Source organism: Oceanobacillus aidingensis, assembly GCF_042654105.1.
Taxonomy (GTDB): domain Bacteria; phylum Bacillota; class Bacilli; order Bacillales; family Amphibacillaceae; genus Oceanobacillus; species Oceanobacillus oncorhynchi.
On the sequence record NZ_JBHSFT010000017.1, the window covers coordinates 45,955 to 59,651 of the forward strand.

14 protein-coding genes are annotated in these 13,697 nt (G+C 38.3%); 7 read left to right on the forward strand and 7 right to left on the reverse strand.

Annotation, left to right across the window (positions count from 1 at the left end; all coding sequences use genetic code 11):
- Window positions 1-61: 61 nt before the first annotated feature.
- Together ACFO3P_RS11740 and ACFO3P_RS11745 are read right to left on the reverse strand one after the other, a co-directional pair.
- Window positions 62-1,429: an ammonium transporter gene (locus ACFO3P_RS11740; protein WP_368901669.1), complete on the reverse strand. Its 1,368-nt coding sequence runs from the start codon at window positions 1,427-1,429 to the stop codon at window positions 62-64.
- Between the two features lie 18 nt (window positions 1,430-1,447).
- Window positions 1,448-1,789 (reverse strand): P-II family nitrogen regulator, encoded by a 342-nt coding sequence (locus tag ACFO3P_RS11745; protein ID WP_042535443.1) that lies wholly within the window; start codon window positions 1,787-1,789, stop codon window positions 1,448-1,450.
- A 426-nt stretch (window positions 1,790-2,215) separates the two neighbouring features.
- Here ACFO3P_RS11745 and spxA point away from each other — a divergent pair, with 426 nt between their 5' ends.
- The 4 genes from spxA to pepF all read left to right on the forward strand — a co-directional run bounded on the left by spxA (window position 2,216) and on the right by pepF (window position 6,970).
- Window positions 2,216-2,611: a transcriptional regulator SpxA gene (gene spxA / locus ACFO3P_RS11750; RefSeq protein WP_040979700.1), complete on the forward strand. Its 396-nt coding sequence runs from the start codon at window positions 2,216-2,218 to the stop codon at window positions 2,609-2,611.
- Between the two features lie 380 nt (window positions 2,612-2,991).
- Complete coding sequence (gene mecA / locus ACFO3P_RS11755; RefSeq protein WP_042535441.1) at window positions 2,992-3,684, forward strand: adaptor protein MecA; 693 nt, start codon at window positions 2,992-2,994, stop codon at window positions 3,682-3,684.
- Window positions 3,685-3,864: 180 nt separating this feature from the next.
- Window positions 3,865-5,061 (forward strand): competence protein CoiA family protein, encoded by a 1,197-nt coding sequence (locus ACFO3P_RS11760; protein ID WP_212929431.1) that lies wholly within the window; start codon window positions 3,865-3,867, stop codon window positions 5,059-5,061.
- 97 nt (window positions 5,062-5,158) lie between these two features.
- On the forward strand, window positions 5,159-6,970 hold the full coding sequence (gene pepF / locus ACFO3P_RS11765; protein ID WP_368901670.1) for an oligoendopeptidase F: 1,812 nt from the start codon (window positions 5,159-5,161) through the stop codon (window positions 6,968-6,970).
- Window positions 6,971-7,036: 66 nt separating this feature from the next.
- On the opposite strand, the gene ACFO3P_RS11770 is transcribed toward pepF, so the two are convergent.
- From ACFO3P_RS11770 to ACFO3P_RS11785, 4 genes are all read right to left on the reverse strand, one after another.
- Window positions 7,037-7,216, reverse strand: a complete 180-nt coding sequence (locus ACFO3P_RS11770; protein WP_139089162.1) for a hypothetical protein — start codon at window positions 7,214-7,216, stop codon at window positions 7,037-7,039.
- 646 nt (window positions 7,217-7,862) lie between these two features.
- Complete coding sequence (locus ACFO3P_RS11775) at window positions 7,863-8,726, reverse strand: ClpXP adapter SpxH family protein (RefSeq protein WP_042535437.1); 864 nt, start codon at window positions 8,724-8,726, stop codon at window positions 7,863-7,865.
- 15 nt (window positions 8,727-8,741) lie between these two features.
- Complete coding sequence (locus ACFO3P_RS11780; protein WP_042535435.1) at window positions 8,742-9,131, reverse strand: globin domain-containing protein; 390 nt, start codon at window positions 9,129-9,131, stop codon at window positions 8,742-8,744.
- 143 nt (window positions 9,132-9,274) lie between these two features.
- A complete protein-coding gene (locus tag ACFO3P_RS11785) occupies window positions 9,275-9,844 on the reverse strand; it encodes a CYTH domain-containing protein (protein WP_042535433.1) in 570 nt (189 codons plus the stop codon).
- A 265-nt stretch (window positions 9,845-10,109) separates the two neighbouring features.
- Here ACFO3P_RS11785 and yjbM point away from each other — a divergent pair, with 265 nt between their 5' ends.
- The 3 genes from yjbM to ACFO3P_RS11800 are packed head-to-tail and all read left to right on the forward strand — an operon-like array spanning window position 10,110 to window position 12,466.
- Window positions 10,110-10,718, forward strand: coding sequence for a GTP diphosphokinase (yjbM, locus tag ACFO3P_RS11790; protein WP_042535431.1), 609 nt, complete (start codon window positions 10,110-10,112; stop codon window positions 10,716-10,718).
- A gap of 20 nt (window positions 10,719-10,738) precedes the next feature.
- The gene (locus ACFO3P_RS11795) at window positions 10,739-11,542 is read left to right on the forward strand and encodes an NAD kinase (protein ID WP_042535429.1); all 804 of its coding nucleotides are present in this window, start codon (window positions 10,739-10,741) and stop codon (window positions 11,540-11,542) included.
- On the forward strand, window positions 11,543-12,466 hold the full coding sequence (locus ACFO3P_RS11800; RefSeq protein WP_246529047.1) for an RluA family pseudouridine synthase: 924 nt from the start codon (window positions 11,543-11,545) through the stop codon (window positions 12,464-12,466).
- On the opposite strand, the gene prpE is transcribed toward ACFO3P_RS11800, so the two are convergent.
- Window positions 12,441-13,190, reverse strand: a complete 750-nt coding sequence (gene prpE / locus ACFO3P_RS11805; protein WP_193064328.1) for a bis(5'-nucleosyl)-tetraphosphatase PrpE — start codon at window positions 13,188-13,190, stop codon at window positions 12,441-12,443. The two genes, ACFO3P_RS11800 and prpE, sit on opposite strands and share 26 nt — an antisense overlap.
- Between the last annotated feature and the right edge of the window lie 507 nt (window positions 13,191-13,697).

Sequence of the window (13,697 nt, forward strand, 5' to 3'; positions counted from 1 at the left end):
TAAAAACACTGCAGGAGTGAAGTATTTCCTCTGCAGTGTTTTTAAGTTTAGAAAAGGATTATTAAGATTTTGTCGGGTTTTCAACAGGTGTTTTTTGGTTTAAACGTTCTGCCAGACCAATTGGTGCCTTCGGGCTTGAAGTTCCTTCTAAATAACTGTCTTTAAAATGATAGGCGCTGGAACCATGTTCTGAGAAGTCCAGTCCGGCTTTTTCTTCTGCAGCAGATACGCGAATGGGTGAGATTTTATTTAATACATAAGTGAATCCTCCAATTGTGGCAGAAACCCAAATGATTACTGCTGAAACGCCGATTGCTTGAATTCCTAACTGACTGAAACCATTTCCGTAAAATAATCCGGTATCAATCGAGAAGAATCCAATAGCTAATGTACCCCAAATTCCGCAGATGCCATGAACTGCAATTGCTCCTACAGGGTCGTCTAACCGCAGTTTTGTATCGATAAAGCGGATGGCTTCTACTAGTAAAATACCGGAAACCAGCCCGACGAGAATAGAGCCGCCTAAGGAAATTTCTGCTGCGCCGGCAGTTATACCTACTAAACCGCCTAAAACCCCATTCATGGATAAGGATGCATCCATTTTTTTAAATCGTAATTTTGTGTAGAAGGAGGAAGATACTAACGCAGCAGAGGTGGATAGCAAGGTTGTTCCGATAACATAGGGGACAAGCGATGGATCAGCCGCTAGTGTACTGCTGCCGTTGAAACCAAACCATCCTAACCATAAGATAAACACGCCGAGTGCTCCGAGAGGTAAATTATGTCCAGGGATAACATTAACTTTCTTGCCATTGTATTTTCCGATCCTTGGACCAAGAATCGAAATAACCATAAGTGCTCCAGAAGCTCCGGTTAAGTGAACAACTGTAGATCCGGCGAAATCACTAAAGCCAAGAGCTGTTAACCAGCCATCTCCCTGCCAGATCCAGTGTCCGACTACAGGGTAAATAAAAGTGGTCATGGCAATAACAATAAGGATATAGCTCCCTAATTTAATTCGTTCTGCTACTGCTCCTGACATAATTGTTGCGCATGTTGCGACAAACATAGCCTGAAATACGAAGAAACCAACATCTTCCACATCAGTTAGAAAGAAACCATTTGTTCCAATAATAGTTCCTGCGGAAGAACCGAACATAATCCCGTACCCGGCTGCGAAAAATAGAATAGCGGCAATACAGATGGTTAAAAAATTTTTCATTAAGATATTTAATGTATTTTTTGAACGGGTAAAGCCGGATTCCACCATAGCGAACCCTGCGTGCATAAAGAAAACTAAAAAGGCGCCAAGCATCACCCATACAAGATTGATGGAAAGCTCTAATGATTCTACAGTCGGTGTTTGAGCGTATGCGGGTGTTGTTATTAAAAATAATACGATAGCTAATGTAAATGATTTCTTAAACATATGATTTCCTCCTGTCTGTTAATAAATTGCTTTTGTCCCGCTTTCTCCTGTTCTTATGCGGATTACCTGCTCGATTGGGGAGATGAAAATCTTCCCGTCTCCAATTTGTCCGGTTTTACAAGCGTCGATAATATGGCCGACTATATCATCGACTCGTTCTTCGGAAACAACTAATTCCACCTTTAACTTAGATAGTAAGGTGACTTCGAACTCTGTAGAGCGATATACACCAATTTTGCCTTTTTGCTTGCCGGTCCCGGCTACTTCTGTCACGGTCAGGCCGTCAAAACCGATTGCTGACAGTTTTTCTCGTAAATCCTGAAACTTCTCTGGGCGTATAATTGCTTCCACCTTTTTCAATGAGGATTCCTCCTTTTAAAATTATGTTAGGAAACCTAACATATAAAGTTATGTTTAATATCATATTATGTATTTATTAAAATAGCAAGCTTTTTTTAGAACATTTTGATTAAAACGCTTTCAGGAAAAAAGACGTTTATCCCGTGATAATAAGTGGAATAATTTATAGTACAGGCAGAATTATAAATTTTATATCGGGTAAATAAAATTTATGTGGTTTAAAGGTTTATTATCAATTAGATGAGGGAATCTTAAAACTATGTGAGAAGCGGTAAGAGAATTTAAATAAATGATTTTATCGCACCCCCTACCTTTTATTAGATATTTGGTGTATAATAAGTACATATGAACAGATTATACTTATTATTATTTAATAAAGTTTAGGTGGATGTTGAAAATATAAATTAGATTGAGGAGTGAAGTTTTATGGTAACACTTTATACCTCACCAAGCTGTACTTCATGTAGAAAAGCAAAAGCATGGCTGGAAGAGCATAATATTCCTTTTACAGAACGTAATATCTTTTCTGAACCTTTATCTCTTGATGAGATTAAAGAAATATTGCGTATGACTGAGGATGGAACAGATGAGATTATTTCTACAAGATCGAAGGTTTTTCAAAAGCTGAATGTTAATATTGACCAGCTGCCGATGAAAGATTTATTTAATTTAATACAGGATAATCCTGGTTTATTGCGTCGCCCTATAATTTTAGATGAAAAACGACTGCAGGTTGGTTATAACGAAGATGAGATTCGCCGTTTCTTACCGCGGACCGTTAGAACCTTCCAATTACGTGAAGCACAACGAATGGTTAATTAATAATAAATAAGTCAGTTAAGGTGCAGATGATGTCTGCGCCTTTCTTTATGGGTAAAAATGGTGAAAATCAAATAAGCTCTGATAAATGACAAAACACGTGAAATACGTTAAAATAACTAACTAAATAAAATGTATAGCTATATTCGTATTTAATAGGGATGCTCATCTGTTTTTTCAGAAAAGTGACAGGAACTGGGCGTATTCATTTCTTGTGGATTGCATTTTTGCATACAATGTGATAAATAAGGATTATGATTAGGATTACATTGATTTGGGTACATCTATTATAGAGACGTTAATTATATGCTGTCGGCTCAGGTATCCGTTTAGAATAAAGGTGCAGGAGATGATTCTATCTTAATGAGAAGGGGGAGCTTACTGTGGAGATAGAAAGAATTAATGAAAATACGATTAAATTTTATATTTCTTATGTTGATATAGAGGAATTAGGTTTTGAAAAAGAAGAAATCTGGTACAATCGGGAAAGAAGTGAGCAATTGTTCTGGCAGATGATGGATGAAGTCAACTATCGTGAGGATTTCAATCCGGAAGGACCGCTTTGGATACAAGTTCAAGCGATGGAAAAAGGTCTTGAAATTGTTGTTACGAAAGCGAAGGTCTCTAAAAATGGTGAACATTTAGAGCTGGAAACCGAGGATGGGAATATTGATTTACCAGTAGATGATCAGCTGGACAATATTTTAGAAGAGAAGTTTGGAGACAATAAAAAAGAAGACGAAGATGAAAAGAATGACGAACTGATGGAAGAGAATTTGTGGATTATTGTTGAATTTGATGAGTTTGAGAATCTGATTCAGCTTAGTCACCAGCTGCAGGATGTAAGTGATTTTGGAGAAGAGACGTTATATTCCTATAAAGATAACTACTATTTATATATGGAATTTTCTTATGATGTATTAGATGAACATCGTCAGGAAGACGTCATCAGCCAAGTGCTGGAATACGCATCAGATTCATCCCTTTCTATTCATCTTTTGGAAGAATACGGTAAGAGGTTGATGGAAAACAATGCATTTGAGCAGGTTCGTACCTATTTTCCAAAGGATGTCTGATATAAAACCTACAAGAAATCATTTGCTGCGATTTGTTGTAGGTTTTTTTGATGTTTTTTTTGCCGTTACAATGGAGCGGTGTTCAAATTCAGTCATTTGTTTGAAAAAATGCAGCAGCAGAAAAAAGCAGGAAAAGCAGAAACGCTGTCGAAATAATATATGTATAGGAGGTGATAAAGCTTGCAGCGAGCAATGAGTAAAACGGGAGAGTCTATTCTGCTATTTCGTCATTCGCAAAGAGAGATTGCTGTTTGGAAAGAGAACAAAAATATCTTTTATTGTCCTGTCTGTGAAGAAAGAGTGATTATCCGGTCGGGAGAAAGGGTGGTGCCCCATTTTTCCCATTTACCTCAGACAGCATGTCTTTTTTCGGGAGGAGAAGGAGCTTATCATGCAAGAGGGAAGCTGCAATTATTTCAGTGGCTGACACGATTTAATATGCGAGCAGATTTAGAAGTATATTTTCCTGAAATTTCTCAAAGGGCTGATATTTTTATTTGTATTGGCCAAAAGAAAATAGCAGTTGAGTTTCAATGTTCAAGAATCCCGCGGAAAGAAATCTTAAGCAGGATTCAGGGTTACAAATCAATCGGAATCGAATCCATGTGGATTCTCGGAGCGAAATATTTAAAACGGAAAGGAGCCTGCACTTTTCAAACAAATCATTTTTTAGATACGTTTATTCATTCTTCTCCGCAAAAGGATTATCCGCAATTGTTTTTTTACGACCCGTTTCTATCAGAAATGGCTGTTCTTCATCATTTACATCCTCTACAAACCTCTAAGCTTTTTGCTAAACAGTTTATCTACCCGCTTCATAAGCTGCATTTTAAACATCTCTTTCACAAAGAAAAGAATCCCGGCAAGTTTCCGGAGGTCTGGTTAAAAGAAGTACAACGTCTCCGTATAAAAGTGGAGGGAGCTTATGGATCTGTCTATCAGCTGCGGAGGTGGCTATACAGTAAAGGATACCTGTTTCAGCATCTTCCAAGTATCTGTTTTATACCGATTCCTTATTACGCTGCTGTGCCTGTTCCGTTTTATAAGTGGCAAACAGAGCTGTATGTCACTTGGTTAGCTGATTTAAAAGCAGGGGAGCGGACAGATATCGGCCGGGTAAAGAAAATACTTTATTCCTTCTACGGCAAAGGCACCTTCGATTTTTCCAATGCATTGAGTTATTACCTTCAGTTAATCCAACGTGCCGGATATATAGACATACAATCCTCCTCCATTCTGCGGACTAAGAAAGAAATTATTTGTTATTCTTCGCTGGAGCAGGCAGCTCAGGGAGATCAGTCCTTTTTTTATCCATTTTTTACAGAAAAAAAAGCAAAATACGAGCATGATTCGCCCTTATTTCGTTATACTAAATAAGAAGAATAAAAACAGTATGGCTTTAATACATTTACATCGGAAGAGTTGTTGGAAACAGAAAGTACTGTTGAATTGTAAAAAGGGAGGCAATAATCGTATGGCAAAAGCAGCAAAACAATTACCAAAGCGTGATGAAATACCAGAAGAGTCTACGTGGCGTTTAGAAGATATTTTTGAGACGGATGAACAATGGAAAGAAGAATTTCAAAGCTTAAAAAATGATATTTCAAAATTGGCAGCGTATAAAGGGAAATTAGGGGCTTCCGCAGATACGTTATTAGAAGCATTACAGGTTCAGGATGAACTGTCAGAGCGTCTAGGTAAGTTGTATGTTTATGGTCATTTACGCACGGACCAGGATACGACGAATTCCTTTTACCAAGGGTTAAATGCGCAGGCAGAAAATCTGCTGACGACTGCATCCAGCCAATTTAGCTTTCTTGTACCGGAGATTTTAGAAATACCGGAAGAAAAGCTCAAGCAGTTTATAGAAGAGAACAAAGAACTTCAGGTTTATAAAAAAGTATTAGATGATATAAATCACAGCCGTCCGCATATATTAAGCGAGAAGGAAGAGATATTGCTTGCAGAGGCAGATGAACCGATCGGAGCCATTTCACAAACATTCGGTATGCTGAATAATGCCGATTTAACCTTCCCGTCCATCACAAATGCGGATGGGGAAGAAGTTGAGCTGACGCACGGCAGATACTCTACATTTATGGAATCATCGGACCGGAATGTGCGCGAACAAGCTTTTAATGCGATGTATGACACGTACGGTTCATTTAAAAATACATTTGCCTCTACATTAAGCGGAGAGGTGAAATCACATAATTTTAATGCGAAAGTCCGGAATTATGAAAGTGCACGTCAGGCTGCTCTAGATAATAACCATATACCTGAGGAGGTATATGATAATTTAGTTGAGGCAGTGAATGAAAAATTACCTTTATTGCATCGCTATGCCAAATTAAGAAAGAAAATTCTCGGTGTCGATGAACTGCATATGTACGATTTATATACACCGCTCGTAAAAGATGTGAAAATGCCTGTTACGTATGAAGAAGCTAAAAAATACGTCCTGGAAGGCTTAAAGCCATTAGGGAAAGAATACGCCGGTATTCTAGAGGAAGCCTTTAGCGAGCGCTGGATCGATGTAGAAGAAAATAAAGGAAAAAGAAGCGGCGCCTACTCGTCAGGGACATATGGAACAAATCCATATATTCTTTTGAACTGGCAGGATGATGTGAATAATACTTTTACGCTGGCTCATGAATTGGGACATTCTGTGCACAGCTATTATTCGAGAAAATATCAGCCGTTCCGTTATGGAAACTATTCCATCTTTGTAGCAGAAGTGGCGTCGACTACAAATGAAGCACTATTAAACGATTATTTATTAGAGCATCTGGATGACGAAAAGGAAAAGCTTTATATATTAAACCACTTTTTAGAAGGTTTCCGCGGAACCGTATTCCGCCAAACCATGTTTGCTGAATTCGAGCATGATATTCATGTGCTGGCTCAAAATGGAGAGGCGTTAACTGCTGATAAGCTGACAGAGGTGTATTATGATTTAAATAAAAAGTATTATGGAGAAGACGTTGTAAGTGATGAAAAAATTGGCTTAGAATGGGCGCGAATTCCTCACTTTTATATGAATTATTATGTATATCAATATGCTACAGGCTATTCTGCAGCAACGGCGCTGTCAAAGCAGATTTTAGATGGGGAAGAAGGCGCTGTCGACCGCTATTTAGGCTTCCTGCAATCCGGCAGCAGCGAGGACCCTATTGATGTATTGAAAAAAGCTGGCGTGGATATGACGCAGAAACAAGCTATTTTAGATGCACTGGATGTTTTTGAAGAAAAATTGACAGAGATGGAAGCATTGCTGGAAAAATAAAATGAATCATAAAAACGGTCAGGAAGCTCGGTTTCCTGACCGTTTTAGATATAATAGATGCTATTTTCAGCGCCGGTATCCTCTTGTTTTCTGATAGGCAATGGAAGACAGCATACAATAAATGGATGCGAGTAATAAGGGGAGCGTTATATACATAGGTATCATGTTCATAAAGCCTAATAAATTAAAGAAAAAGGCGATAATCACTAAAAGTATGAATAAGAAAGGAAAATAATTACGCCGCATATGATTGGACTCCTCCTTTGATGGGGAATTGGTTTGTACTGCATTATATGTCCGAGTTATTTCTTCTAGAAGAAGAAGTTCAAAAAGTCCAATAAAAATGACACGGCGAATTTCTGCGTTGACGAGATTTTTCCGCTACTCACGTATTTTAAAGCATACGCTCCGTTCGGAAAAATCTCGTCGCCTTGAACTTATTGGTCATTTTTATCAGACTTTTTAAACATTTGTTATTATAGGAAGTTCAAAAAGTCCAACAAAAATGACACAATGACTGCCGGAAAAGAACAGAAGTGAATATTTTGTGAAAAGATGCACATAATTATTGAAAACTGAAAAGGAACTTGCTAGAATATAATTGTAAGTTGATTACAAACAAATACCCCTTTTGTTTGATCATGAAACTTTCTCCCATCCCCCCTTTGTAATTATACAAAGACGGAAAAAAAGATACACGCTGCCCCGTGTATCTTTTTTATTATCAAAAAAACCTGATCCGGTCTTTTTTTGATCGGATCAGGTTCAAAATAAAATAAATTGATAACCATGCTCAAAATAAGTGTATTTCCTAATTTGTATTAACGCATCGGTCGTTTGGCTGCCGGGAAGCCTTAACTTCTAGGAAGCTCAGACATTAATCATGATAGATTCAAAGCGTGCCGAGGTATTTCCAGCAGGATTCATTTTTTTCCGGCACTCTCTCAACGATTTGCTGAAACTGCAGCTTTTTAAGCTCTTTTTCTGTCTTATCAATGGACCAGTCATAAATAACAGATAGTTCCTTTGTGCATACTGTTTTCTGTAATTGCAGATAGTCAATTAATGATGGTTTTACAGACGGAATCGGTGTGCGCTGTAAAATTTCTTTTAACACAAATTCATAAATATCATACGGATGAAGTCCAGAAAGCTTTACACCTTCATCTTCAACTTCCTGGTTAAATAAAACAATGGTAGGTGTATAATCTACTTCCATCTCATAAGCAAGGTGTAAATCACATTGCAGTGCACGCTTAGAAGTATTTGAGAATAAATCCTTTTGAAATTCTTCGATATCTAAAGCTGCATCGGAGGCACATCTTAATAAGACATCCTCATTACAGATATTCTGTTTATCAAAAAACAGTGTCTCCTGTATTTTGCGAATAAATTGTTTAGAGGCCTTTTTGCCTTGCAGTTCCGCTGCTTTAATTGCGAGAGCTGGAACCCAAGGGTAATCAATCTCTTTATGATTGCTTGGGAAATGAGTGAAACTGGATTGTTTTGTTTGTTTGTTTTTATTTAAACCATTTGAATTTAATGCGGTCAGCTGTCCGCTGATTACATGCTTTATCGTAAAAAAACGGCCATATTCAACATATAACTTTTTTAGATAAGGCTCTAATGCCCAGCATTCAGAACATAATGGATCAATAAAAACATACATTTCAATCGGTTTTTGAACATATTTCATGTAGTTAAAAGCAGGGTCCATTTGATTAGAAGATGACAGTTCTTGTTGATTTCCATTCATTTTGAATGCTCCTTTCTAAGATTCAGGGGTATTCATCATATGATTTGCAGTCAAGGTCATTCGTTCCATCATTTCCGTATAATAAGGTTCTTCTACCTCGTGTTCTACTAGTGCAAGATTCATACAGGCCAGCCAAGCATCTCGGGCACTTGGTGTTATCGGAAACGGAAGATGCCTTCTTCTTAACATCGGATGTCCGCGTTCTTCTTCATACAATCTCGGACCGCCGAAAAACTGTGTGAGAAATAACTTCTGTTTATGAGCTGTTTCGGTTAAATCATCCGGAAAAAGCGGTATTAAGACAGGATTTTCTTTTACATATCCATAGAATGTTTCCACAATCTGCTCCATCTTTTCATAACCGCCAATTCCGCTATATACCGTTTTTATATTATTTTGTTTCATATCATTTGCTCCTTGTACTAGTATTGTAGCAATATAGATTCACTTCATCAAATAATCTGTACCGTAACAGAAGGCTAATCTCCTATTTGTTATTACAAATGGAGAATAACAATTTGTAATACAACTGCTTTTTACAGGGGGTTTCACTGTTTTTGATTAAAAAAACGTGCTATTTTAGCGGGCGTTTCCCGGAAAGGTATTTCATAGTTTCCAAGTAAGCTTTTAAATACTTTTTCTCCATGGTCCCTTGAAGCTGCTTCTAATTCCAGCTCAGCGTCCACCGCATCTAAATACATACTTTTATCTAAAACAATGAGTGTATCCTGATAAGGTCTCTCTTTTCGTAAGGTGGTCATTTTTCCTAAATAAGTCAGCGATGACACGTCGACAGACATTTCCTGCAGCTGTTTTAATACATTTGGAGCTTCTGTCGGCGAGCCGGAAGTCCATGATAGAAATGCTTCCTCTGACAGCTTGTCATGCGTCTCCAATAATCCATCCGGATGCGGTTCTTTTAATGTTAAAGTATATGTTTCGTTCTTTTTCCGTATTCGTAATGCAGAATGGTTTCCTTTTAAATCAAAGGAGGGCGTTTCAAAGTAATAATTTGTCTGCTCTATTGTCTCTGCCTGTGAAAATAAAGCTTCTGCCAGTTGATTATATTCCTGTGTGGTCAGCAGGTTTTTAAATTCAATTTCTACTTCTTGGCTCATACATAAATCTCCAGTTCTAAAATTAGATTATCTCTATTATGGCTTGTATGAAGAAGCATTGCAAAAAATAACTATGCGGGCAGATGGCTTTCGAAAAAACCCGATACTTTGGCGTGGAGATTCCTGACAGCAGGTTGTTTAAGAGCATCCTATTTAAGGCCCGGTTTGCCGAGTTTTCCTTAAAAGTCCCTCTTTCCTTTGTACTAATGCTACTCTGTGATAAAATAAAAATAATAATATTAGTTTACATATAGGGTGATGTTCGATGGACTGGGGAAAAACGTTAGCGCCATATAAACAGGCAGTGGAAGAATTAAAAGTAAAGCTAAAAGGGATTCGTGCTGAGTATGAGAGAGAATCCAGCAATTCACCGATTGAGTTTGTCACAGGAAGAGTAAAACCAATACCAAGTATTATCGAAAAGGCGCGTGAACGGCAAATTCCTCTTGAGAATTTAGACACCTTACAGGATATCGCAGGGATAAGAGTTGTTTGTCAATTTGTTGATGATATTTATCCCATCGTCGAAATGCTCAGGAAACGCAATGATTTTCAAATTATTGAAGAAAAAGATTATGTTTTTCATAAAAAAGATAGCGGGTACAGATCTTATCATATGATTATTGAATACCCCGTGGAGACGGTGACGGGAAGAATAATTGTTATAGCTGAAGTTCAAATACGTACACTTGCGATGAATTTTTGGGCGACCAATGAACATTCTTTAAATTATAAATATGAAGGGAATTTACCTTCAGAGGTTAAACTGCGTCTGCAGAAGGCTGCCGAGGCTGCATTTAAACTGGATGAAGAAATGTCTAAAATCAGAAGTGAAATCCATGAAGCTCAGCGTGTTTTTCATCGTAAATCATAGGCAAAGGATGGGAAAATGTAATGAAGTTTAAAATTGTTTCTAGAGGAGACAAGCGGTCAAATAAAATAAAGAACATGATGCGGCAATATTTGGAGTCTTTTGGACTGGAATATCACAAGGAGGAGCCTGATTTGGCTATTTCAGTTGGCGGCGACGGTACCTTTTTAGAAGCTTTTCATCGCTATAATCACCGTCTGAAAGAAACAGCGTTTATCGGGATTCACACCGGTCATTTAGGTTTTTACACGGATTGGACGCAGGAGGAAGTGGATAAGCTCTTGACTGAAATTGCGAGAACGCCATTTCAAACGGTAGAATATCCATTAATGGAAGTAATCATCCGGGACGAATTAGGGAAAAAAGAAGACAGGCATCTTGCGTTAAATGAAGCGATGATCAAAACGGCAGATGGTTCATCTGTTGTCTTAGATGTGGAGTTGAAGGGGGAGCATTTTGAGACATTCCGCGGGGATGGGATATGTATATCGACCCCTTCCGGCAGTACAGCATATAATAAAGCGCTTGGAGGAGCAATTATTCACCCGTCTCTGGAAGCTATTCAGATAACGGAGAATGCATCGATTAATAACCGTGTTTTTCGGACGATTGGCTCGCCGTTAGTTTTACCGAAGCACCATACATGCTTTCTAAAGCCGATGGTGGATAATTCCTTCTTGATTCAGATTGATCATTTCACAAAGAATTATCATGAAGTAAAATCGATTCAATGCCGTGTGGCCAATGAAAAAATCCGTTTTGCGCGATTTAGACAATTTCCTTTCTGGCATCGTGTACGGGATTCCTTTGTTACTGAGGTGGATTAAGTGACTGCAGCGATACAAAAAAGCTGGGTAATTCCGGAGGATAGTGCTCAGCTGACGATAAAGGAATTTTTACAGAAAAAGCAGGGCTTTTCAAGAAGACTGCTGACTGCTATGAAACAAGAGGGCGGAAAATTTTTAATCAACGAAAAGAAGAGCTATATAACCGAAGCACTCAGGAAAAATGATACGTTAACCGTCATTTTTCCTGATGAAGTGTCAGGCGGTATTGAAGCAACAGAAATGAATTTGGCAATTATTTATGAGGATGAAGATCATTTAGTATTAAATAAACCGGCTGGTCAGGCTTGTCTTCCAGCAATGAATGACCGCCGTGATTCATTAGCAAACGGGATTCAGGCCTATTATAATGCATCAGATCATCCGGCAACGGTGCATATCGTAACAAGATTAGACAGAGATACGTCTGGTCTTGTTTTAGTTGCGAAAAACCGGTATGCGCATGCGCTGTTATCCAAAGCGCAGAAAAAGAATCAAATCCATCGTACGTACGAAGCGATTATTACTGGAGAAATGACTCCTTCAGCCGGAACGGTACATGCGCCAATCGCCCGCAAGAAAACATCTATTATAGAACGTGAAGTGAACTGGGAGGATGGAAAGGAAGCAACGACACATTACCAGACTGTATCCAAACTTTCTGGAGCCTCTCTTTTGCGAATTCAATTGGAAACAGGGAGAACGCATCAAATTCGTGTTCATTTCAGCCATTTGGGGCATCCTCTTCTGGGTGATGACCTGTATGGAGGAAGCACAGATGCCCTCGAGCGTCAAGCGCTGCATTGTACAGCAATTGAATGGGAGAATCCTTTTGAACATAAGAAAATGCAATTCCACTGTATGCTTTCCTCAGATATGGCTGCATGTAAAAAAAGCTTGTCTATGGATTATCCGGGAAATCTGTAAACCGCTCAGGCTGAAAGGATTGGTTGGATGGCACGGAAATGATTGTCTGCTCGGGAAATTGAAAAGCAGTCAGTTTATTTCCGAACACACAACCTGTATCTATATTGATTGTCCGGTTGATTTGACGCGGTTCTATAACAGGTGTATGCCCGTAAACAATCCATGGCTCTCCCCGGTAATGCTTTGCCCAGTCCCGCCGGATTGGTTTTCCCTGATGGTCTGTTTGGCCAGTGACATCTCCATAAAGGACAAATGATTTTGTGTGCCCGTCTTTCTGTCCAATTAAATGTTCCTTTATTCCTGCGTGAGCAACAACTAATTTCATGTCTTCAAAATGTAAATACAAAGGAGCTTTCTCATAAAGCGTCATAAACTTTTCCTGAATGTCCATTTGTTGAGATTCATTTAAGCTTTTCCATTCAGCAACCGTCGTTTCTAAACCATGCTTTTCCTGTACCCGGTTTCCTAAAAAAAAACGGTATAATTTATTGCAATGATTTCCCGGGACATAATAAGCTATTTTTTGTTCCATAACTAACTGATAGACCAGCCGTATAACAGCGATGGAATCTGGTCCGCGGTCTGTGATGTCTCCTATAAATACGATTTTGTTGCCGTGAGGATGAGAATAGATGCCATTATTCTGATGATATTTCAGCTTGTCCAGCAAGTCTAAAAGCTCGTCCAAGCATCCATGTATGTCGCCGATAATATCTAATTTCATCGTCAAACCTCCTTGTACATATAAGTTCATTTCATTAAAATATAGGCTCATCTTACAGTATAACTTAATTTTCTTTGAAGTATGTGATGGTGAATGAAATCTTTTTTACCGGTCCATTATGTATTGGATTTTTTCCATTTTTGAAGCGTATTTTTTTACCGTGCTTTTTTGAACACGCATGTAAATTAAAATAATAGATATAGTAATCTTCCTGTACACGTGAACTTCAAATTGGAAAAATTTAATGTTTCCCTAACACAAAATAATATATTGAAGGAAATTTACTTGACAACAAGAAAAAACACATATAAAGTGAGTGCTGGGTAAAAAAGTTGCCTTCAGGAAAATAAATAGCATCGTAACCTTTTTAAGTGTATAGCCAGCAAAGAAAAAGCTGATTATCTATATAAATTGAAATTAATAGCTACCGCTACAACGGGTTTCATGGGGTGAGTAATCGCAACCCCAGAAAAACACTCCGCTTTCCGTGGGCCCCGAGCTCATCTC

What these genes read in the sequence shown, in the direction of transcription:
- ACFO3P_RS11740 (WP_368901669.1), bottom strand. Translation starts at nt 1,429, where the DNA reads ATGTTTAAGAAATCATTTACATTAGCTATCGTATTATTTTTAATAACA.
- spxA (WP_040979700.1), top strand. Translation starts at nt 2,216, where the DNA reads ATGGTAACACTTTATACCTCACCAAGCTGTACTTCATGTAGAAAAGCA.
- pepF (WP_368901670.1), top strand. Translation starts at nt 5,159, where the DNA reads ATGGCAAAAGCAGCAAAACAATTACCAAAGCGTGATGAAATACCAGAA.
- ACFO3P_RS11770 (WP_139089162.1), bottom strand. Translation starts at nt 7,216, where the DNA reads ATGCGGCGTAATTATTTTCCTTTCTTATTCATACTTTTAGTGATTATC.
- ACFO3P_RS11775 (WP_042535437.1), bottom strand. Translation starts at nt 8,726, where the DNA reads ATGAATGGAAATCAACAAGAACTGTCATCTTCTAATCAAATGGACCCT.
- ACFO3P_RS11780 (WP_042535435.1), bottom strand. Translation starts at nt 9,131, where the DNA reads ATGAAACAAAATAATATAAAAACGGTATATAGCGGAATTGGCGGTTAT.
- ACFO3P_RS11785 (WP_042535433.1), bottom strand. Translation starts at nt 9,844, where the DNA reads ATGAGCCAAGAAGTAGAAATTGAATTTAAAAACCTGCTGACCACACAG.
- yjbM (WP_042535431.1), top strand. Translation starts at nt 10,110, where the DNA reads ATGGACTGGGGAAAAACGTTAGCGCCATATAAACAGGCAGTGGAAGAA.
- ACFO3P_RS11795 (WP_042535429.1), top strand. Translation starts at nt 10,739, where the DNA reads ATGAAGTTTAAAATTGTTTCTAGAGGAGACAAGCGGTCAAATAAAATA.
- prpE (WP_193064328.1), bottom strand. Translation starts at nt 13,190, where the DNA reads ATGAAATTAGATATTATCGGCGACATACATGGATGCTTGGACGAGCTT.